Raw genomic sequence first — 22,092 nt, 5'->3', positions numbered from 1 at the left:
GCCTCCAACTCATTGTCCCCAGGCGCTGAACGCGTCCTTGAATGCGCGATCACCCTCCGCTCCCTTCTCGATCGCCAGCACGGCGCGGCTGCCGCCGTTGTACACGATCGGGATATCGATCCATTCCTTGCCCTTGAGAAGCAGGACGTTTCGCTTGGTGTCGACCTCGCCGGCCGACAAAGCAATCATGAAGAATTCAGGCGTCACCTTGGCCGTCAGCGTGGCCAGGGCGGCGCCGCGGCCCGCTTCCTTGGCCTTCATGCTGACGCCCTTCAAGGTCTCGACCCCCGCATAGGCAGGGTCGTCGGGCAGGTTGAACTTGACCTCCAGGATGTGGCTCGCAGGCATGTCGCTTTCGATGTTTCGCCGGAGCGACAGCGTCGCCTTCATCCGCTTGTCGATCTCGACATCGCCTTTGAGCGAGGCAGGCACGCTGCCGGCGGCGGGCTCGACGCGCCAGGTCACCTTGCCGAGATAGCGCTTGCCGAGCGGATCCTGCGCATCTTCCTGATACAGCACCGCTTGCGATTGAGCCGGCTCGACCGGGCCGGTGGCCGCAGCCCGGCCGTCCGGCGTCAGCCGCTCCGCCGTGACCTTATGCGGCGCAGTGCTGTCCGGCAACGCGGCAGCAGGCGAGGCGACATTCCAGACCGCCGCAAACTGATTCGAGATCGTGCGCCAGGAGGCTGCGATTCCACCGGGGGCTGGTCGCCAGTAGATCGAGCCGCCAATCATCGCCACGACAATGACGGCTGCCGCGGCGACGGCGCGCCGGCGGAGCGTCCGACGCGGCTGCGCGCTCACCCGATCAGCCGGCCGGCGATGTGGCAGGTGATTGCCGACGGCATGGCCGCGCAACTTGGCGACCCCGATGCGCGCCGTGGTCGTCTTGGCCGGTGTCGTTTCATTCGTCGCGACCGCGGGCGGGGCGGCATCGTCCAAGGATGACGGCGTCTCGGCGATCTCCGTTGGGGCCGGCATCGCTACGGTTACGTCATACGCAACGATCGTCGGCCTCTCAGGGGGCGCGACCGCACGTGGTGATCGGCGCGATGGTCGCGCATCGCCTTCTGCGACTTCAGCGTCTGTCCGGCTGCGCAGCCAGTCGGGCGCCGGGCCTTCCATTGGCAATGGCGGCTCGGCGTGCCTGTCCTGGCGGGCAAGCGACAGGCCTTCCGCCACCGTTGCGATCTCATCCTCCAGGGAGGAGGCGGAGCGCGTTGCGGCCGAGGCCACCGGGACGACGTCATCCGCCAGCTGCACCGGGGCCGCCGCTTCAAGCGGCACAAGTGCCGGTGACGGACCGGCCATTGACACCGCAAGGGGAGCGACACGGCGCGCGTGCTCGCGGAGCCGGATCATCCGGTTCGGGAATAGGAGCTGGAGGAGCTCGCAGAGTGCCGCCTTCGGCGGCATCAGCTGGCGCATGGAGACCGGAGCGCCATCGCGCCGGGCAGGCGCGCCGATCTTCTCCTCCACAGGATGATCTTCCGCGACGGCGAGCACTTTGCGCCCTCTGAGCAGGACGGTGAGGTCGCGCAAGTCGGACTGCGATGCATCGTCGACGACGACGAGATCGAAAGCGCCCAGCCGCGCCGGCAGGTGCTCGGCAACGCGCCAAGCCGGCATCAGGTGGCAGGGAATGCCGTCATGGCAAGCTTCGAGCGCCTCGCGCGCCTTTTGGCGCAGGCGGGAGGCGCTGGGACCGGAACAGGTCGTAGCCAACTTGCGCAGCGTCGTCGTGAAGAGATTGAACGCCTGCCGCACGCCGCCGCTGCTGTTCTGCGCCAAGTCGAGCTGCATTCGCGCGACGACGACCTGTTCGAACAGCTCGCGCAGTCTCGTCTCCAACGCCGCGCGCTGGCCCGACAGATCCTGCAGCCGCTGATGTTGACCGAGACCTTCGGTCTGGCGCATCAGCACCGCCCAGTTCCAGGCCACCGTCCAATCCTCAACCAGCAAGGGATCGCCGATGTCCTGGCGGGCCGGCTCGGTTCTGATCCGCCTGGCGAGCGCTCCCGCTCCTGCCTCGGTCGCCGCCGCACAAACCTCCTGAATGAGTTCGATATCCTGGCGCCGGTCGTGCAGCCTCTGCACCACGGCGACGATCGCGGTCCAGCGTGTCTCGACCTCATGTGCGTCGACGTCATCACGACCGATCTGCGACAGCACCTCGGCCTGAACACGCGCGGTGATCGCACCGGATCCGTCAAATAGCTTGGTGAGCCTGGCAAGCTCGGTGCGCTGTTGAGCGACCCGGGTTGCGCCGCTCCTGATGACGGATGCGAGCGAGGCGAGCCTTGGTCCGTCAGCCAGCAACAGGGCGATCTCGCCGTCCGGCATCGGCAGCTTCGCGGCGGCGGTCAGGACGTTCCGCTTCGCCAGCGACGCCATCACGATCGCGGCCTCGACCTGCCTGACGACCCGCTCGTGGTCGTGCAGCGCGTTCGACGAATCCTGCTGCGGCGGGGGCGCGCCGATCTCTGCCGCCAGCGACCGCCATCGCACGTCGAGCGAGTGCAGGTGACGCCGCCAGGTGAGATAGTCGCGAACATGGGCCCAATCGGCCGCGCTCTTTGGCGGGAAGCCTGCGACCCTGATCGCATCCATCGTCTGCTTCAGCGCACGTCCGGTCAGCGATAACGTCGCAAACGCCCGTTGTCCCGACGAGAGCCGTTCGACGGCCGCCAGTAATTCGTCGCTGCTGAACGCGTTCGTGGGCGCGTCCACCGGCTTCACCAGGAATCCGGCGCGTCGTGACAACAGCGATGACGCGTCGCGGGCAAAGTCAACCAGGATGCCGCCGCTGGCGGGTATCTCATCGGCTGCTGCGCCGACCGGCGACAATGCGCCGAGCCATGGTTCGACGGCAACGATGCGATGCGCCTCCGCCAATGCATCGAGATCGCCGGCGAATCTGTCCGCGCCCTCGGGATCGAGCGCCGCAATGGCCAGGCGCGCGAGCCGGTTGTCATCATTGTCCGCCGTCTTTCCCGCCGCAATCGGCTGCAGATCACGATGCAGACGTGCCATCGTCGCGGCGTCCGGCAGGCTGTCGGCCTCGGGCAGGTGATCATCGACATAAGCGAGATCATCGCCGAGCCGCAGCCGGGCCTGACGGGCCTGCTCAATCGCCGCAACGATCAGGTCGGTCTCACTCACAAACTTCAGCGGCCGATCGGTGAACCACGCATGGTCGTCGCGATCCGAAGCCAGCTCTGCCAATTGCTCGAATGACGGAGCGCCGTCTCCGGAACGTCGTGCCGTGCGGCTGGCGATGTCGGCGACCTCATCATCGAGACGGCTGATCGTGTGGCTGGTCGCGATGATGTCCTGCTCGAGTCTGTTGACCAGTTCAGCCTGGTCACGCAGGTTCGCATTGTCGAGGATCGTCTGCAGCCGGCCGATCACGCCCTCGGCGTGCTTCAGCACGTCTTTATCGGATCCCGTCAGATCGAGTGTGAGATCACGAACGGCACCGGGCAGCTTCTCCGCAAGCAGCGCGAGCGTCAGATCGTTGCGAGAAACGATCAGGACGCGCAGACCGAGCGCGAGATGGTGGCAGACCACGTTGGCGATCGCGGACCTCCGGTCGGGTCCAATGGCGCCCCGCACCACGACCCCGTTCGACCGCCGAAGCTGGCGCACGATCTCCATCTGGTCGGAGTTCGTCGGCAGCGGGAAGAACAGGTCGCCGCGATCGGTCGTGACGTGCGCATCCGGGACGATATCGATCGGATCGCCGATGACGCCGGACAGCTTGCGGCGCGGGCTGTCGATGGCGTCGTGATCGGCAGCGCCGAGCAGAAGGTGGCCTATCCCGGCAAGGCAGCACTCCGTGGTCGACGTGTATTCCATCGCGCGCCTCAGGCGCTCGATGTCCTGCCGCAGCAGTGTTTCCGAGCGCGGCCGCGCAAAGATCACCCAGCGATCCGAGACGACCAGCTGCCCGCTCTCGTCGGGCAGCAGCAGCGCGGAGTCGGGCGACGTCGGGCAATAGATGCCTTGCGGATCGAGCTGCGCGCCGATGGCACTGAGGATGGGCTCGAAGCTGGAAGGCGTGAACGGCGAGAGTTCTCCGCCGCGCTCGAGCATTTGCCCGGCTGTGTCGGCCGCCGCCCGTGCAGCGGATGTGAGCGGTTCGAACGCCCTCAGATTGGCTGTCGCGCCGGCAAGGCGCGGCCGTATCCGGAGTTCCGCATCGGAGCCATCGAGAAGTTCAATCGTGACCAGCCGTTCGAGCAGCGGGAGGTCCAGCTCATGTCCATGGCGGCGCCATCGTGATACGCCCAGGCCCCACACGATCTCGCAGCCACGATGGTGGTCTCCGGAGTCCGCGGCGCGAGCCATCTCGCGTAGTCTTTGGTGGATCGCGATGGTGCGGCGACGCGGCCGTTCGATCGCCGCCCACGCGGCCCAGGGACCGCTGAGATAATGATCCAGCCGTTCGACCAAATCGCTCCGGTGCTCCAGGTGCAGCCGTACATTCCAGAGCCCGCTGTTGCCGCTGTGTCCCGTTGCCGGAGAACAGAGGTCGACGCGAGCATGCCCATCCGCAACCATCCGCTCCTTTTCCTGCTCCGGCACCGTGACCGTCACACGCTGCCGCACCAGCGGACGTCGGTTCGGATCGGAGGACACGTCGATCCACTTGGCCAGATCGCTCTCGACGGCAGGCGGATCGGAGGCCGCGAGGTGCTCGACGGAAAGCCAGACCGGCCCGTCCGCATCGAACGTATTGAAGGTGATGCCGGGCAGTTTCTCCAGCTCATGCTGGTGAATGGCATGGCGTCGTCGGTCCTCCAACTCGTGGTCCGATAGACGCTCTATTGTCGGCGCGTCATGCGCGATCGTCTCCAGCAGTTGATCGAGGACGTTCTGCAATGGCTCAGTCGTCGCCTCCGTCCGGTGGATAGCGTTCATGACTCTCCTCCAATCATGGCCGCAGCGAAGCGCGCGATCGGTTCATTTCTCGGGTCGTCCTGTTCCTGGCCTATGTCTTCCTGGCCTATGTCCCGGCCTCGTCCCGCTCTGCATAGCGACCCGGTCGCCGCCATCCGTGCTGAGTTGAAGCGGTCTGGCGATTGCGGTCGAGGCGCGGTCGGTTGATGTCGTCGGTCCAGACCCTCGCACGAATACTGTAGCAAGCAGGACAGGCGGCACTAACTCACCAGCAATAGGTGCAGGCAATGCGGCGTAATGATGGGGCAGACGTCAGGCCGGCGTCTGATTAGAACGGTGAGGTCAACTAATTTGCAATCATTCACTTAGGTCACGCGACCGCGGCGCGATCGCGTTTTAGAATCTATTTAAAAGATCGGCGATCTACTCCACGCGATCTGCCTTGATTGTCAGTTGAAGGTATTCGTGTCCGCGTCATGACCGGGCATCTTCGGCAGTCATGCGTCATGTCGCCGCAATGTAGGCTGTGAGAGAAGAAGCTTTTCCCTCCTGATTTCAAATGCCACTTGCAGGCTGTGCCATTGCCTCACCGCAATCTCTCTCGAAGTGCGGCAATCGATCTCGAAGTGTGGCGTTGCCGAGCAGGCGCCGGCATCGGGATGCGAATGCAACCGGACGGGGTATGGATCGGGTGCTCACGCCGGAAGGGCGTGGCCCGGGGCAATCCATAGGCAGCTGAAATACTTAGCTCGATGTGAAGGGCTTCGCCTCCGGCGCCCGGCGGAGCCGCCTCTGCGCTCGTGCGAGCGTCTTTGGCGCGCGCAGTCAAAGTGCTGACACGCGGACATCGCTCGCGAGCCCAAGTATCGACATCGCACGCCTCTAGCGCGAATGGCTTGCAGTTGCGTGCGAGCAGTTTCGTCCGCGCGGGCAGGGGATGTACTTCCGCGCGACAATCATGGGGAGGTCTGACTGATGGTATTGAATAGCTGCAGTATTGAGCGCGAAGGCGATCCGGCGTCTCCACACCGTGTTGCGCCGACTGCTCGTCATGGTGCTCGATCAGTTCGCAGCCGCGGAATACTCTGCTCGTCTCTCCTTGCCGCAGTATCGACCTTGGCGCTCACGGCGGTCGCCGCTCGGGCTGAGGAGTCGCGTTCGCGGCCGGCCGAGGGCGCCGCGGTCAAAGCGCTGATGGCGAAGCTCGACGCCATGGAGCAGCGCATCAACACGCTCCAGGGCGAGCTCAAGGACGCCAAGGCGAAGAAGGCGGCCGGCGTCGGCCAATCCGCGTCGCTCGCATCCAGGCGCCCCTCCGATCCGGTCGGGCTGGCTGGCAAGGACGCTCAGTCAGGTGCCGCAAAGGCATCCGGCACCGCGCAGGCCGGCTCTCAGCCCGGCGTCAACGCCATGGCGCTTGCCGGTCCGAACGACGTCAAGTCGGCGTCGACAGCGGACTCCGAGCCGCAGTCGTCGTCGCCGGTCTCCCGATTGGCTGCAGCATTCGCGGATTCCGACCCCAAGCCGAAATTCCTGCCGGCGGCCGATCTCAACAAGGCTGCTCCTCCGCCCGGAAGGGACCTGTTCGGCGTGGCACCGACGCCGGTGCCGGGCATGCGGATCGGCATGTATGGCGAGATCAAGCTCGGCTCGATGCAGAACCCTGCCGCCAACGGCCAGTGGCAGAACGGTTTCGACATGGCACGCCTGGTGCTGCTGCCGACCTATCAGGTCAACGACAACATCACCTTCAACGCCGAGCTGGAATGGGAGCATGGCGGCACCGCATTCGACAACGATGACAAGCTGCACGGCGCGGTCGAGGTCGAGCAGGCGTTCTTCGACATCAAGTTCAACGACCACTTCACCTTGCGCTCGCCCGGTATCGATCTGATACCGATCTCGTTCACCAATCTTTATCATGAGCCGACGCTGTTCTACAGCGTGCAGCGGCCCGAGCTCGCCAACGGCCTGATCCCGACGACGTGGTATGCGCCGTCGGCGGGCTTCTACGGCAAGATCGTCGACGGACTGAACTATCAGTTCCAAGCCAGCCAGAGCGCGGAGGATTTCGGCGACGACTTCGCCCACCGCGGCGACAATGGCCATATCACCCCCGGCGGCTATGAGGCGGGCATCAGCGGCTCGGAGGCGCTCGCGCTCGCGCGCGCGCCGATCGGCGATTTCCGCCAGATGAGCAATGAGCTCGCCTATACGTTCCGGCTGAGCTATACGCCGTCGTTCCTGCCCGGTTTCGCCGGCAGCTCGGCGATCTACTATTCGCCCAACGTGACGCCGCGCGGCGCGTATGCCACGCAGGCCGACGGCACGGAGACTCCGCTCGGCAAGAATGCGATGACGATCTTCAATACCGAGGCTCGGTATCGCGTTCCCAATACCGGGCTCGAGTTCCGCGGCGAATATGCCTATGTGCATTTCTCCAATCCGGAGAACCTGCGCGCCAACAACGATCTCGACGATACGAACAATGTCGGCAAGAGCATGTGGGGATATTCGGCCGAGGTCGCTTATCACTTCAGGGCGCCCAACGACTACGACATCGTGCCGTTCTATCGATATACGCGCCAGAACTTCCAAACGTCGGGCATGCTCGGCGCCGACATCCTCAATGGTCTGAACAACCCCACGGGCAGCGGCGACATGACGTTCCACGACGTCGGCCTCGCAGTGTTCCCGAATCCGAGCCTCGTCTACAAGCTGAACTACACCAAGGTGATCGATCACAGCGCGACTGGTGCGATGTCCGACCGGGTTCTCGCCGGTGTCGGCTGGCTCTGGTAGGGCGCGAGGGAGAGGCCGCTGTCCTGCGGATAGCGGCCCGTCTTCCAATTGCGGGAGTGGTCCCGGGACGGACGGAAGATCCATCCCGGGGACACCTGACGAGGGACTCGGCACATCGGGTGGGCGCGCGAGTGGTAGAAATTGGTGAACTGAGTCGTGGTCGGCGGCGACGCCGCATGCTTGCAACGTTGGCGGTCATGTCGGCGGCCTTGTCGGTCGTCTTGGCGGGATGCAATCCGGCGACGCTGGGAAGTGACAACCGCGGCGACGACGTCATGGATAAAGTGGGGCGGCTCGACCTTTCACCGCGCTATCCCAAGCAGGTCATGCCCGAGCAATCCCCGGCCGCGCGCCGCGCCCGCGCCGAGATCTATGGCGGCAACGACGATGCGAGAGATGCACGAGATGCGCGCGCTGAAGTGCCGGCTGCGAATTCGCTTCCGGTTCAGCAGGTCGCAGCGCATTCGCAGGCGGTCGGAAACGGGTTCGAGCTGAATTTCGAGAACACGCCCATCGCAACGGTCGCCAAGGTGGTGCTCGGCGACATTCTCGGCGTCGGCTATTCGATCGATCCGAGACTCCAGGGGACGGTCAGTCTGTCGTCGGTCCGCCCGGTGCCGAAAGCGGACGTGGTCTACGTCCTCGAAAACGCGCTTCGCCTGTCCGGAACAGCGCTGGTTCGCGACGGCTCGGGCTATCGGTTGATTCCACTCGGGGAGGCGGCGGGGGCAGGCACCGTCGACTCTTCCGGAGGCTCGACCGAGGCAGGCTACGGCATCACGGCGTTGCCACTGCAATATGTCTCGGCGCCGACCTTGTTGAAGCTGCTCGACAGCTTCGCACTCAAGCCGGGAATGGTGCGGGCCGATCCCGGCCGCAACCTGCTGCTGATCCAGGGAACGGGAGCAGAGCGCCGCACCGCGGTCGATGCCGCGCTCAGTTTCGATGCGGATTGGATGCGTGGACAGTCGGTCGGAATCTTTCCGATCGCCAACGGCAATCCAGAGCCGATCGTCGCCGAGCTCGAGAAGATCATGGACACCGGCGAAAGCGGTCTCGGCCAGAACATGGTCAAGTTCCAGACCGTCAGCCGGATGAATGCGGTGATGGTGATCAGCCGCAAGCCGGCGCTGCTCCACACCGCGGAGACCTGGATCAAGCGGCTGGATGCCGGCAACACGCTTCGCAACAGCGTGCACGTCTACCGCGTGAAATATGGCGAAGCGCGACAGATGGCCCGGGTGTTGAACGAGATGTTCACGGGCAATGCGAGCAGCGCGGACGCATCCTCGACCGATCTCGCTCCGGGATCCGGATCCCTTTCGACATCGAGCAGCGAGCGGCTGTCGGCCGCCGGCGCGACGGGGCAATCGAGCGGCGGCTTCTCGGGCCAGCAGCCGGGCAACAATGGACTGGTCGCCAACCGCGGCTTTGGCGGGGCGCCGCCTCCGACACAGGCCGCGGTCGATGCGGGAGCCGAGCCGCGTACGTCTGCGGCTGGCGGAAAGCCGCTGATGGACGGCGTGCGGATCACGCCCGATATCGTCAACAACACGCTTCTGATCTACGCGGATCGGGAGAACTACCGCATCATCGAAGCCACGCTGCGGCAGTGCGATCGTCCGCAGTTGCAGGTCGCCATCGATGCGACGATTGCCGAGGTCACGCTGAACGACAATCTGAACTACGGCGTTCAGGCCTTTCTCACCAGCAAGAATCTCGGCTTGAGGCCGGATCAGGGATCGCTGCTGAACACCACATCTACCTCGGCCCCGGCGACCGTCGCATCGGCGGCCGGGACGATCACCAATGCCTTCCTGAATCGCGCATTCCCCGGGTTCAACTTTCTGATCGGATCGGAATCGCAGCCGAGCGCGATCCTGAGCGCGTTGCATACCGTCACCGACGTCAAGGTGCTGTCCAATCCGTCGCTGGTGGTGATCGACAATCAGGCGGCCACCTTGCAGGTCGGTGACCAGGTGCCGGTGTCGACCGGCAGCGCCACCGTCCTGACGACCAACAACACCGTCGTGAACACCATCGACTACCGCAACACGGGAATCATTTTGCGCGTTGCGCCCCGGGTCAACGAGAACGGCAATGTGCGGCTGGAGATCGAGCAGGAGATCAGCAACGTCTCGCCGCAGACGGCCAACAGTCTCACGCCCACGGTGGCGCAGCGCAAGGTGAAGAGCTCGGTTGCGGTGGCGAGCGGCCAGACGGTGCTGCTTGCCGGTCTGATCAGCGAGACTCATCAGGGGACACGGAACGGAGTCCCTGGCCTCGACCAGATCCCCGGCCTGGGCGAGCTGTTCAGCAACAATGATCGCAGCCGCGGCCGCACCGAACTGATCATCTTCATTCGTCCGCAGATCATCCGCGACGGCACCGATGCCCACTATGTTGCCGAGGAGCTTCGCTCGAAGTTGCGGGGCACGATCAGGCCGATGTCGACGAGCGCCCTCCAGACATCGCGGGCCAGTCGATGAGATGGCATTCGACCATGATAGCCGGTGTCCTCGCGCTCTCGGTCGGGCTTGCCGCGGCTGACGCCCGACCTCGTGGGGACGGCTGGACGGCACTCGCGCGCGGCGATTACGCGCGCGCGGCCGCTCTGCTGGCGCCCTTGGCGCAGCGCGGGCAGCCGCGCGCCATGACCGCGCTCGGCTACATGTACGACAACGGCTTCGGTGTTCCGCAATCCTACGATGCCGCAGCCGAACTCTACATCGCTGCTGCCGAGCACGGCGATCCGGCGGCTCAGCATCTGCTCGGGCTGAGCTACGACAAGGGGCACGGCGTCGATCAGGACGTCGTGCTGGCCTACAAATGGCTGAGCCTGGCCGCGGCCGCGGCATCACAGCGCCAGCGCGAGCCGTATCTGCGAATCCGCAATGCGGTCGCATCGAAGATGTCGCGCGAACAGATCATCGAGGGGCAGCATCTCGTTGGAGTGGCAGCGGGACAGGATTGCAGGACCGCGCCGTGAGGCATCGACGTCGGGTTTGTAGTTGTTCTAAGTCGACGATCTCATAAGTGTCATCTTTGCATTCGAGTACGAAGGGTCTCAGACGAAGGATTCAGATCGTGCCCTCGGCATGAGGAGATCGGGTCCGGTCCATCACGGGAAGCGCCATGGTCTCGACTTCTCATCATCGCCCGGCCGACGATCCGCAGGGGCACGAGTTCGCCCGGCTCGGCGGCTCCCGGCCCGAGCGGAACGAGGGACCTGAAATTGCGATCGATACGATGTCTGGCGGGTTCGCCGATGAGATCGCCCGGCACCTCGGATTGCCGCGGATCACGCTCTCCGACCTGTTGGCTGCCGAGCCGCTGGTTGACCATTTTTCCCGGCGTTTCCTGCGGGAGACGATCGTCTTCCCGTTTCAATCGGCCCGGCATGGGCGGTGCCTTGCAGTGGCCGATCCGCGCGACACTGCGTCGGCGCGTGCGGCAGAGCTGGTGTTCGGCGGGCCCATCGCGCTCGTGGTGGCCTCGGCTGAGGATATCTCCGCGGCGCTGAGCAGGCTCGCTGACGATGATCATAGCCAGGCGCGCGCCGAGGCTCCTCAGCCGCAGCTGCGCGAGGATGACATCGAGGGCCTGCGCGACCTCGCAGCGGGAGCGCCGGTGGTGCGCGCCGTCAACGACCTGCTGGAGCAGGCCATCGAACTGCGTGCCAGCGACATCCATGTCGAAGCGATGCGGAGCGGGTTGTCGATCAGGATGCGCGTCGACGGTCTGCTGAAGCCGCTTGCTGCCCCCGCGGGTGTGCTGCCGCAAGCGGTGATCTCGCGGATCAAGATCGTCGCCGGACTGAACATCGCGGAGCGGCGGTTGCCGCAGGATGGCGCCGCACGGCTGCAGGTCGGCCGCTCCGAGCTGGACGTGCGCGTTGCCGTGATGCCGACGCAGCACGGCGAGTCGGCTGTGATCCGGCTGCTGCCCAGGGATCGCGGACTGCTTTCGATCGAGAAGCTCGGCTTTTCCGCGCACGACGACCGATCGCTCCGTCGGCTGTTGGCGCTGCCACACGGCATGATCGTGATCTGCGGCCCGACAGGCAGCGGCAAGACGACGACGCTGGCGACGGCGTTGTCGGTCCTCAACGAGCCGACGCGGAAGATCCTCACCATCGAGGACCCGGTTGAATATGAGCTGCCGGGCATCAATCAGTCGCAGGTCAAGCCGGCCATCGGGCTCACCTTTGCCTCCGCCTTGCGGTCCTTCGTGCGCCAGGACCCCGACGTCATCATGGTCGGCGAAGTGCGCGACGGCGAGACCGCCCATGTCGCGGTGCATGCGGCGCTGACCGGCCATCTCGTGCTGACGACGCTGCACACCGAGAATGCTGCGGCGGCGGTGCCGCGGCTGCTCGATCTCGGTGTGGAGGACTTCCTGCTTCGCTCGACGCTGCGGGCGGTGATCGCGCAGCGGCTGGTCCGCAGGCTGTGCGAACGTTGCAGGGCCAAGCGAACGCTGAGCGCCGATGATCTCGGTGCCGACCCGCGCTACGCGGCGGTCGGTTTCGGCGTCGGCGAGACCGTTTATGAGCCTGTCGGCTGCGACAGTTGCGGCGGCGCCGGCTATCGCGGCCGGCTCGGCATCTTCGAGGTTCTCGAACTCGATCCGGAGATCCGCTCGTTGATCCAGGGCTCGACCGACGCAAGCGCGATCGACCGTACCGCTATTCGCCGGGGCATGACGACGATGCTCGATGACGGCGTCGCCAAGTGCCGGGCCGGGGCGACGTCGGTTGCGGAAGTCCTGCGCGTCACAACGCTACGGTGAGCCGGTGAGCACATTCCGCTATCGCGCCCTTACCGAGACTGGTGATGTCGTACACGGCACCATCTCGGCCGCGACGGCCAAGGAGGTCGTCGACCGTATCGAATATCTGCGTCTGTTGCCGATCGAGACCTTCGAGGAGAAGGCGGCGGGCGCTGTCGCGCGGGATACGTTGGCCTGGTTTGGTGGTCCTGCTCCGGCCGATGTCACGATCTTCACGCGTGACCTAGCGTTGTTGCTGAAGGCGGGTGCACGGCTGGAGGATGCCCTCGATCTTCTCGCGGGCGACGCCGATATCGGGAAGCTGCGCCCGATCGTCGGCCGCTTGCGATCCAGCCTCCTTGCAGGAGAGAGCCTTGCCGAGGCGCTGGCGCATCATCCTCGGCAGTTTCCCGCGATGTATCTCGCATTGGTGCGGGTCGGCGAAGCCTCCGGCACGCTCGATCACGTGCTCGACATGCTCGGCGCCGAGCGGTCTCGCGCGGAAGCGACGCGCCGCAAGCTCACCGATGCGATGCAGTATCCGCTGTTTGTCCTCATCGCCGCCTGTCTCGTGATGCTGTTCTTCTTTGTCGTCGTGCTCCCGCAGTTCTCGACCGTGCTGCGCGACTTCGGCGCCAGGAGCGACGCAGCCATCACGACGTTTCTCGACATCTCTGACTTCTTGCGCGGGAACGGTCCCGTTCTCGCGCTCTTCGCCGGTACGATCATCGCTACGGGCGTTCTGTTGCTCAGCCGGGCGAGTGTGCGCGCCGCTGTGATCGCTTGGCTTTGCCGGCTGCCTGGCCTTGCGACAGTGTTCCGGTCGTACCGCACCAGCGTGTTCTGCCGCAACCTCGCCATCCTGCTCGGCAGCGGGCTGACGCTGACGGCGACCTTGCGAATCCTGGTCGATATCATGTCGGTCACCGGCAGCGGTGCAGCGTGGATCGCCGCGGCCGACCGCGTGCGGCATGGCGGCAAGCTCTCCGAAGCCGTGGCGGCGGCGGACATTCTGCCGCCGATGGCGACGCGGATGATCCGGATCGGCGAGGAGACCGGACAGTTGCCGGTGCTCGCCGGCCGCATCGCCGAGTTCTACGAGGCCAAGCTGCAGCGTAGCCTCGATCGTATCGTGGGCATCGTCGGGCCTGCCGCAATCATTCTCATCAGCGCCGTCGTGGGAGGTCTCATCGTGTCGGTCATGAGCGCACTCCTGTCGGTGACACAACTCGTCGGATAGAGACCATGGACGATCAGTCGAAGAAGCCAGCAATCGGCGGCGTCGAGCCGACCCGCATCACATGCGACGATCCTGAAAGCGGCTTCACGCTGGTGGAGATGCTGGTCGTCATCGCCATCATCGGCATGATCATGGGTTTGATCGGCCCGCGCGTGCTGTCGTCGCTGAACGAATCCCGGGTCAAGACCGCGCGAATTCAGATCCAGAGCTTTTCGAGCGCGCTCGATCTGTTCTACCTCGACACTGGTCGCTACCCGACCACGTCGGAAGGTCTGACGGCGCTGGTCCGGCCGGCATCGACCATTCCGGGCTGGGCCGGACCATATCTCAAGGGAGGAAACGTTCCGAGCGATCCCTGGAGCCATGCCTATGTCTACCGATCGCCGGGACAGCAGGTGCCCTATGAGATCGTCTCCTATGGATCGGACGGGCAGGAGGGCGGCACCGATCTCGCCACCGATATCTCCTCGTCGGTCGCCGTCGGTGGCAGATAGGGATGGATGATCGCGACGGCCGCACGGCCGGCTTCACGCTCATCGAAATGGTCTGTGTGCTCGCGGTCGTCGCGTTGATGGCGGCCGTGTCGTTGCCGGCGATGTCCAGGCAGACCTCGCGGCCGCGGCTGGAGGCTTATGCGCTCGAGACCGCCTCGTTGTTGAAGGCCGATCGAAATGCGGCCATTGGTCGTGGACTCGCGGTCAACACGCGGGTCGATGCGCGGGCGCGCCTGATCAGCGCGGGTGCGAGCAGGCAGGTGATCCGTCTTCCGGACGATGTCCGGCTGGAGACGGTGCTGCCGCGCAACTGCGACGACCGGCCGTCGTTCGAATCCATCAGCTTCTTCGGCTCGGGGATGTCGTGCGGCGGCGTCATCACGCTCACGCATCTCGATGCCGGCTACCAAATTCGCGTCAACTGGCTGACAGGAAGGGTTGAAGTGGGGTCGCATGCTGGCGTCACCAGACCATAATCGGGCCGCTGGCTTCACCCTGATCGAGACGCTGGTCGCGCTCGCGATCGTCGCGGTTTCGCTGGTCGCGATCGCGGCTCTCATGGGCTCGTCGAGCCGTGGGAGCCGGCGGTTGGAGCAGCATGTTGCATTGGTGCAGGCTGCTCATAACGCGCTGTGGCTGGCCTTTCCCTCGCGCCTGCCAGCTGCGCGGACAGCGGCGGGGGAGACGATGGCCCATGCCTGGCGCGCACAGGCGCAGCCATTCGGAACCGATGCCGGTGCGTCCGCGTGGGTGCCGCAACGGATCACGCTCCAGGTTCGATCGCCCTCCGGGGCAACCATGGAGCTCGAAACGATCCGTCTGTTCCGGAGGCAGGCCGAGTGATGGCGCGTCGCTCCAACGATTCGCAGGCCGGCTTCACGCTGATCGAAGTCCTGGTCGCGTTGGCGCTGATGGGGCTGCTGATCTCGGCCCTCGCGGCGATCACCGCGCAATGGATTCCGAGCTGGGATCGCGGCCTGCATCGCATCCAGCGCAACGAATCCCTAAGCCTCGCGCTCGACCGCATCAGCGCCGACGTCGCGGCCGCGGAATTCATCCGGCCCGATGCTCAGACCAAGTCTGTTCTGTTCGACGGATCGGAGACGTCGGTCACCTTCGTCAGGCTGTCGCTGGGACCGCGGAGCGGCCGGGGGCTCGATCTGGTTCGCATCTCGGAATCTGGCGACGGTGACGACGCGGTGCTCGTCCGAAAACGCGCCGCGTTCGCGCCTGGCAGTGCTCGTGAGTTGGCCGATCCCGTCGTGCTGCTCCAGGCGCCGTATCGCGTCTCGTTTGCCTATGCAGGGGCCGACCGGAACTGGGCGCCGTCGTGGCGGAGTGCCGAGAAGCTGCCGGCAGCGGTACGGGTGACGGTGCGCAACACGGCCGATGCGAGCGCGCCATCGATCTCACGAATCGCGATGATCCATATCTCGGCTCCGGCCGAGAGCGTCTGCAGCCCGGCAGACCGTCCGTGCGACAGGCAGATGCCGCAAGCGGACGTCACGGTCGGGCGTGCCGCGGCGCGGTCGGAGCCATGACCATGCGCAGCGCTCCTATCTCCACAGATGATGAAGGCCGTGATCGCGAAGGCGGCTTCGTCCTCGTTGCGGCGCTCTGGATCCTCGTTTCGCTGGCGGGGCTGGCCGGAGCTCTCTCGGTCTATCTTGTCAGTACCGTCCAGCGCCTGTCGCTCGACGACGCCCGGATGCGATCCGGCGCGCTGGCTTCTGCGGGTCTCGAGCTTGCCGCCTTCAAGCTCATCGCCATGCCGAAGTTGCAGCGGCCGCCGGCTGGGGCGTTCTCATTCCGGCTCGACCATGCGCAGGTGTCGGTCGCATTCCGGTCCGAAGCGGGCCGCATCGATCTTAATCATGCCCCAAAGCAGATGCTCGCTAACCTGTTCGCCGCGCTGGGCGCTCGCGCCGACAGGGCCAATGAGTATGCCGAGCGGATCATCGGCTGGCGGACCCCACCAGCCGAGAATGCTGCCGATCCGGAGCGTGAGCTCTATCGGACGGCAGGGATGGACTACGCGCCGCGTGGAGCGTCCTTTGCGAATGTCGAGGAGCTTCGCCTGGTGCTGAAGATCCCGCCGGCCCTGGTCGATCAGGCGATGCCGTTCGTGACCGTCTTCAGCGGGCGGCGTGAGATCGATCCGCTGGAGTCCGCGCCCGAAGTCGTCGCCGCGCTTCCCGGAATGACTCAGGATGTGTTGAAGAGCTTCCTGGAGCAGCGCGCCGGCCTGCGTCGCGAACCGAGATCGCTGGTATCGGCGCTTGGAGCGGCGCGCGCTGGTACGACGCTGGAGGTCGGCGACGCCTTCCGCGTGGGGATCACGATCGCTTTCGATGCAGGGCGACGCGCCGCGGTTGAAGTCGTCATCCTGCTGGCAGAGGGCGACGATCCATACCGTATCTTGTCGTGGCGGGACGACGTCGGAAGCGCGGTAATGCCCAGGCCGTCAGGAAAGGCGCTGTGATGAGAATGGCAATGGCCGCGCGCGGTGAGTTCGCAGCATGGATCCGCTCTGTGGCGGAGGCGATCATCGGTCTGAGCGGCCGGTTCAATCTCAAGTCCTCGGTGCAGCTGATCGAGACCGAGCACAATGTCTTCGTCGTCAAGTCGACGGGGCGATCCGGACCGCCGGATCATTCCGTTCTCCTGTCGAGCGGCGAAGCGGCCGTGCGGGCGCTTCCCGACAAATGGCTGGAGCTCGTGCGAGGCAGCCGGATCGAGGTGACGCTGCGGTCCGACCGCTTCCTTTGGCGACCGCTGGAACTGCCCAAGCGGGCCGTCGAGTTTCTGGAGCCGATGGTCCGCTCGCAGATCGATCGGCTGACGCCGTGGACGGCGCAGGACGCCGTGTTCGGCAGCACGGAGCCGGTCGAGATTTCGGCTGACCGCATTCAGACCACGGTCATTGCTGCGCCGAGGACGAGCACCGATCCCCTCATTCGGCTTGCCGAGTCCTGGCGAGCGGCCTGCATCGTGCTGATTGCCGCTCCCCAGGGCTCGGCGCACGAACGCGCCGCACCACGGGCAACGAGGCTGATCGAGCATCACCTGCGTGGACCGCTGGATGCAGGGCGCGTCGGCCGCATTCTGACGGTCGTGTTGGTCGTCGCAGGGCTCATGGCGACGCTATCGTTCGGCGCCACCAGCATTATGGGCGGCAAGCTCGAAGAGCAGCAGCGCGTGCTGTCACAACGGATATCGGAGCGGCGCGCAGCGCTGCGCCTGGGTGCCGAGGGGGCTGACAACAGCGCGTTCGGTGCCCTGCTGCGGAGCAAGCAGGAGAGGGCTGCCAGCGTGCTGGTGCTCGATGCGCTCTCCCGCGTGCTGCCGGACGAGACATACGTGACCGAGCTGCGCATCAACAGGGACAAGCTGCAGATCACCGGCATCAGTCGCGATGCGCCCGCACTGATTGGACTGCTCGAACAATCGGCGCACTTCAATCAAGCGACATTTTCAGCGCCGACGACGCGCGCGGCTGATGAAGCCGGAGAACGCTTCCACATCGAGGTCGGCCTCAAGGCTTACTTTGGGGGCAGCACATGAGCATCGCCAGCATGTTTGCGCGCACGCCGGCCTCGCCCGGCCTCGCCGCCACGGTCTATGTCGGGCTGCTCATGGCGCTGGGCGCGGCAACCGCGCTGCCCATCAAGAGCGTGCTCGATCAGCGCGCCGAACTGGCTGCGCTGACCGACACGCTGCGTCTTCTCGATGCCCACAGCATGGCCTTTGCGCGCGAGCACGGAAGCAATGCGACAGTCGTGACCGGATCGGCCTTTCTCGAAGGTTCCAGCGTCACCGTGGCCGGGGCGGCGCTGGTGCAGCGGGTGAATGAGGTCGTGAGTCGTCACGGCGGCAGCGTGTCTTCATCGCAGCTGGATGTGCAGAGCCCGCCTGCCAAGGCGCGGCAGATCAGCGTCAGCGCAAATTTCGAGGCCGATCAGGCTGCCTTGCAGCCGATTCTCTACGATCTGGAGGCCGGGATGCCGTGTCTGTTCGTCGATGAACTGGTTGCCGAGGGAGGCGGGTCCGCGGCCGCCGCGAGCGGCAAGCTGCGCATCATGATGACGGTGTCCGGACAATGGCAGGGCCCCCGATGAGGTATGTTGTCCAACTGGTCGCCGGCGGTTGTTGCTGCGTTCTCGCCGCCGCGTCGGCGTTTGCTCAGCTCGAGGGCTCGAGGCTCGATCCGGCTTACGCGATCTCCGATCAGCAGCCGCCCGCGCTCACGCAAGGCGCACCGCTTGTGTCCAGCCTGCAGGGGCGGGCCGCCAATCCGCTCTGGGGCATTCCACTCGATCGGCTCTCGGCGACGCGTGACCGCCCGATCTTCTCGCCCTCGCGGCGTCCGCCGCCGGCTGAAACGCCTCCGCCCGCCGTCGTGACCGCGCCGGAGGTGCAGGAGCCGATCCGGCCGGAGCGGCCGCAGCTGTCGCTCGTCGGAACCGTCGTCAACGGCAATCAGGGCCTCGCGATCTTCGTCGATCCAGGCAGCAAGACGCCATTGCGCATCAGGACCGGCGCGGACTACCAGGGCTGGATTCTGCGTCACGTCGAGGCGCGGTCGGCCACGCTAAAGAAGGGCGAAGACGTCGTCATTCTGTATTTCACACAGCAACCCGGACAACTGATAAGTCCCGTGACGACGGATATCGCTGAGACTCCGGTGACGCCGACTGCGCCTCCGTTGGCGCAAGCAGGGCCGCCTTTTCTGTCGCCCGAGTCGAGGCTGCTCCGCATGCATCAGCGGCAGCGCTCGGGTCGCCGGCAACTCTGAACGCACACGGCGGGGGATGACGATACGGTCGCATGGCGCCGCCGGCATTCCTGCCGGAAACGCCAGGAACGTTCCGGCGCCTTCAGCGCTTGCACAATCCGCTGGTCAGGACCCAACCCTTGTCGGTGAGCGCGGCTGAGACGATATCGAAATAGAGGCGCTTGTCCGGGTCGTCCTCGGAGACGAACGACACCTGACACAGGAAGCGCCCGTTCTCGTCGCCCTTGCCGCAAGTTGCCTCGACGATCTTGAGGCCCTTGTCGTGCCGGACACCCGATGCCGGTGCTTCCTGCTCATAGGCCTTCTGAATGATCTCGGTGGTCGGCGCGCCGCAGGCCATGCCGGTCACATTGCAGGCCCATGCGAGAACAACAGCAAGCAGCATCCTTAAGGTCTCCTTAGGACGGATCACCGGCGGAGCGCCGATCGATGGCCCATGGTGGGATGATAGGCCGCCTGTGATGATCTGAAGGTCGTGGCCGACGAACTAAGCAGGCTGGTTGTCGTTTTTGTGTCGCTCGGTGTGCGATGTGCGCACACAGCGGTTGTTTGTTCGTCTGATTAGATCGATTCTTGAACAGCGTGTCCGGAGTCTCACAAAGCGAAAGAAACGGTCACAAAGGAGACACCCGACATCCATAGCCAAAAAGGGGAGGGTGCGAGGGCGCATTGCTGACGATTGGAGTCAGCCCTCGCGAAGGCTGCGCCTATGAAGCTGCACGCTTTGCACCGATCTTAGTCTCGAAGCCAAATGGGGATCAGGCATGTTAGTCGGGTGTCTGCGGAAGCCAACGAAGAAAGCATTGATATCAGCAGCCGCGCTACTGGCGGGCTTGTCCCTGGCGGGCAGCGCAGCGCGCGCCCATGACCTGGTCGAGCCGACGGTATTCAGGAGCTGGCACGGAGTCCTGGACCTGTTGATGATCGCCAAGGCGAAGCCGATCTCGACGATCACCTATGCTCCGCCGGGCGGCTCGCCCATGAACCCGACCGGCTGGGTCTACGAGATCTGCCGCAGGCCCGCGTCGGGTAACACCTGTCCCGCCGGCGCCGCTGTGGCGGAGTATGGTGGCGTGCGCCTCGCGCTGCAAAAGGGGGACACGCTGAAGATCAGGCTGGTGAACCAGCTGCCGCAACTCGACGCGGCGAAGGTGAATCACAACACCGATCCCGGTCAGGCCAATCTGTTTCGCAATCCCACGAACCTGCATACGCATGGGCTGATCGTGGAGCCGCGTGCACCGACGCTGAGCGATCCGACGTTCGGGGACTACGTGTTCGTCCAGATCTTCAACTCCGCCAACGGCATGCCGGTGCCGCAGACAACGCATCAGCACGGCTCGAACAAGATGGACTATGCGGATTTCCGCATCGATATCCCGCGGAATCATCCGTCCGGACAGTTCTGGTTTCATCCTCACATCCATGGCATCTCGCTCAACCAGGTCTCGCAAGGACTGGCGGGTATCATCTCGGTCGGCGAGGTCTCGGACTATGCACATGGCGACGCCCGGGATACGCCGTTTCCCGACGCGAGCGTGCGCCACCTGATCCTGAAGGATCTTCAGGTCGCGCCAGGCGGCGCGGTGCAGTTCGACAGCGGCGCCGTCAACGTCCAGCCGGGCGAAGTGATCAATCAGCAGGATCCCGGCTTCTGCGCCCAATTCCCGGCAGACAGCTCCGAAGTTCGCGAAGGGGCGTGCCCCGGCGTCGATGCCTCGGCCGACGGCGGCTCGAATTTCACCGGCGGCAAATGGTACTTCACGGTCAACGGCAGGACATTCCCGAAGATGAAGGTGACCGATCCGGATGGTGAGGTCTGGCGGCTGACCAACGCCTCGGGCAGCCTGTCCTACAATCTTCAGCTGACTGACGACGACACCCAGAAGCCGATGATCATGCAGCTGATCTCGGTCGACGGCGTCAGCGTGAACCTGCCGCAGGACACGACGATGGACACCATGGTCCATCTCGGCGGCGCCCGCTTCCGCGTGGTGCCTTGTCCGCCGCTGCCGACCTCGCGCTTCCACTCCAAGCCGGTCTGCGTCACCCAGATGGTGATGATGCCGAGCTCGCGCACCGAAGTCTACGTCACCTATCGTGATCCGCAGACCGGGGCGATCGCGAGCTCCGGGCGTTCCGGGTCCGCGACGTTCAAGATGGCCGGATTGACGATGGGGAGCGGCGACCAATGGCCGGCGGTCGATCTCGCCAAGGTGCGCTTCCATCAGCATGGCTGGCGCAGCCACATTGCCTATGCGATGGATATCAGGGGCGATGCATTGGCCACGATGCAGCCCTCCGGCATTCTTGATGCAAAGGTCCCGTACGCGAACGCGGCGCCGTTGAAGGATGGCTGTCGTCCGCTGCCGCAAGGACACCGGCGCAGGATCTTTTTCGGTCTGGCCGATCTGAACGACGACGGCACCTTCGGTCTCGGCTATGAGGAGGTCGATCAAAACGGCAACCCTGTGCCGGGCACGCAGCTTCCCGTCAGTCAGTTCGATCCCGCGCAGAACATCGTCTGCCTGCCGCTCGCCGCCGGACAGCGCCCGGTCCACGAGACCTGGGAGCTTGTTCAGCTTTCGACCGAGAACCACAACTTCCACATCCACCAGACGCGGTTCAGGACCATCAACAGCAAGGCCGGAGAGAACACGCCGCTCGCGATCTCGTTCAACAAGAACATCGGCGGCGGCATGCTGCAGGACAACGTCCCGCTCGGGGTGGCGACTCCCAACGTGCCGGAGGTGATGGACGCTCAGAATGGCGTCTGCACCATCGAGCAGTGGCGCAGCGGGCAATGCACGTCCAAGCCCGTGGTGGTGGATATCCCGTTCTCGCAGGTCGGCGAGTTCGTCTACCACTGCCACATCCTCGAACATGAGGACGGGGGCATGATGGCGAAGATCAAGGTGGTGCCGTCGCCCTACGGCGCCTCGCCATGGGAGGCGATGAACCAGATGCCTTGGTAGGCGCTGCCGCGCTGATCCTCAGCGCAAGACGTCGGCGCCGCACGGGCGGCGCCGACGAGGCTGATGAGCTGGTACGCAGGCCTCCGTTTTGGCTCGGACGGTCGCTTGCCGTAC

General features: G+C 65.1%; 15 protein-coding genes and 1 pseudogene. 14 read left to right on the top strand and 2 right to left on the bottom strand.

Annotated elements, in window-relative coordinates; translation table 11 throughout:
- Positions 1-9 precede the first annotated feature (9 nt).
- On the bottom strand, positions 10-4,923 hold the full coding sequence (locus NLR35_RS13935; RefSeq protein ID WP_257167102.1) for a helicase: 4,914 nt from the start codon (positions 4,921-4,923) through the stop codon (positions 10-12).
- 954 nt (positions 4,924-5,877) lie between these two features.
- Between NLR35_RS13935 and NLR35_RS13930 the strand changes: the two genes are divergently transcribed.
- From NLR35_RS13930 to NLR35_RS13870, 13 genes and pseudogenes are all read left to right on the top strand, one after another.
- The gene (locus NLR35_RS13930; protein ID WP_257167101.1) at positions 5,878-7,704 is read left to right on the top strand and encodes a porin; all 1,827 of its coding nucleotides are present in this window, start codon (positions 5,878-5,880) and stop codon (positions 7,702-7,704) included.
- A gap of 176 nt (positions 7,705-7,880) precedes the next feature.
- Entirely contained in the window at positions 7,881-10,193 is a 2,313-nt protein-coding gene (gspD, locus tag NLR35_RS13925; RefSeq protein ID WP_257167100.1) for a type II secretion system secretin GspD, read from the top strand.
- Positions 10,190-10,715, top strand: a pseudogene (locus tag NLR35_RS13920) (tetratricopeptide repeat protein). The gene gspD and the pseudogene NLR35_RS13920 overlap by 4 nt, the downstream one beginning before the upstream one ends.
- 124 nt (positions 10,716-10,839) lie before the next feature.
- Positions 10,840-12,495, top strand: a complete 1,656-nt coding sequence (locus NLR35_RS13915; protein ID WP_257167099.1) for a GspE/PulE family protein — start codon at positions 10,840-10,842, stop codon at positions 12,493-12,495.
- Between the two features lie 4 nt (positions 12,496-12,499).
- Positions 12,500-13,714, top strand: coding sequence for a type II secretion system F family protein (locus NLR35_RS13910; protein WP_257167098.1), 1,215 nt, complete (start codon positions 12,500-12,502; stop codon positions 13,712-13,714).
- A gap of 5 nt (positions 13,715-13,719) precedes the next feature.
- Positions 13,720-14,208 (top strand): type II secretion system major pseudopilin GspG, encoded by a 489-nt coding sequence (gene gspG / locus NLR35_RS13905; protein ID WP_257167097.1) that lies wholly within the window; start codon positions 13,720-13,722, stop codon positions 14,206-14,208.
- Positions 14,209-14,210: 2 nt separating this feature from the next.
- The gene (locus tag NLR35_RS13900) at positions 14,211-14,684 is read left to right on the top strand and encodes a Tfp pilus assembly protein FimT/FimU (protein WP_374940813.1); all 474 of its coding nucleotides are present in this window, start codon (positions 14,211-14,213) and stop codon (positions 14,682-14,684) included.
- Positions 14,662-15,051 (top strand): type II secretion system protein J, encoded by a 390-nt coding sequence (locus NLR35_RS13895; RefSeq protein WP_257167096.1) that lies wholly within the window; start codon positions 14,662-14,664, stop codon positions 15,049-15,051. The genes NLR35_RS13900 and NLR35_RS13895 overlap by 23 nt, the downstream gene beginning before the upstream one ends.
- Positions 15,051-15,749 (top strand): type II secretion system protein J, encoded by a 699-nt coding sequence (locus NLR35_RS13890; RefSeq protein ID WP_257167095.1) that lies wholly within the window; start codon positions 15,051-15,053, stop codon positions 15,747-15,749. The genes NLR35_RS13895 and NLR35_RS13890 overlap by 1 nt, the downstream gene beginning before the upstream one ends.
- A 2-nt stretch (positions 15,750-15,751) precedes the next feature.
- The gene (locus NLR35_RS13885) at positions 15,752-16,690 is read left to right on the top strand and encodes a general secretion pathway protein GspK (protein ID WP_257167166.1); all 939 of its coding nucleotides are present in this window, start codon (positions 15,752-15,754) and stop codon (positions 16,688-16,690) included.
- A gap of 203 nt (positions 16,691-16,893) precedes the next feature.
- On the top strand, positions 16,894-17,772 hold the full coding sequence (locus NLR35_RS13880; RefSeq protein WP_308773862.1) for a PilN domain-containing protein: 879 nt from the start codon (positions 16,894-16,896) through the stop codon (positions 17,770-17,772).
- Complete coding sequence (gene gspM, locus NLR35_RS13875; protein WP_257167093.1) at positions 17,769-18,326, top strand: type II secretion system protein GspM; 558 nt, start codon at positions 17,769-17,771, stop codon at positions 18,324-18,326. Before NLR35_RS13880 ends, gspM begins: the two co-directional genes overlap by 4 nt.
- Positions 18,323-19,003, top strand: coding sequence for a hypothetical protein (locus NLR35_RS13870; RefSeq protein WP_257167092.1), 681 nt, complete (start codon positions 18,323-18,325; stop codon positions 19,001-19,003). The genes gspM and NLR35_RS13870 overlap by 4 nt, the downstream gene beginning before the upstream one ends.
- An 82-nt stretch (positions 19,004-19,085) precedes the next feature.
- Here the strand turns inward: NLR35_RS13870 and NLR35_RS13865 are convergent, their stop codons facing one another.
- A complete protein-coding gene (locus NLR35_RS13865; protein ID WP_257167091.1) occupies positions 19,086-19,388 on the bottom strand; it encodes a hypothetical protein in 303 nt (100 codons plus the stop codon).
- A gap of 595 nt (positions 19,389-19,983) precedes the next feature.
- On the opposite strand from NLR35_RS13865, the gene NLR35_RS13860 reads away from it, so the two are divergent.
- Positions 19,984-21,978: a multicopper oxidase domain-containing protein gene (locus NLR35_RS13860; protein ID WP_306577509.1), complete on the top strand. Its 1,995-nt coding sequence runs from the start codon at positions 19,984-19,986 to the stop codon at positions 21,976-21,978.
- Positions 21,979-22,092: the final 114 nt, after the last annotated feature.

It is taken from the genome of Bradyrhizobium sp. SRS-191 (genome assembly GCF_024586915.1).
Lineage (GTDB): Bacteria > Pseudomonadota > Alphaproteobacteria > Rhizobiales > Xanthobacteraceae > Bradyrhizobium.
This window is presented reverse-complemented; position numbering and strand designations above follow the sequence as displayed.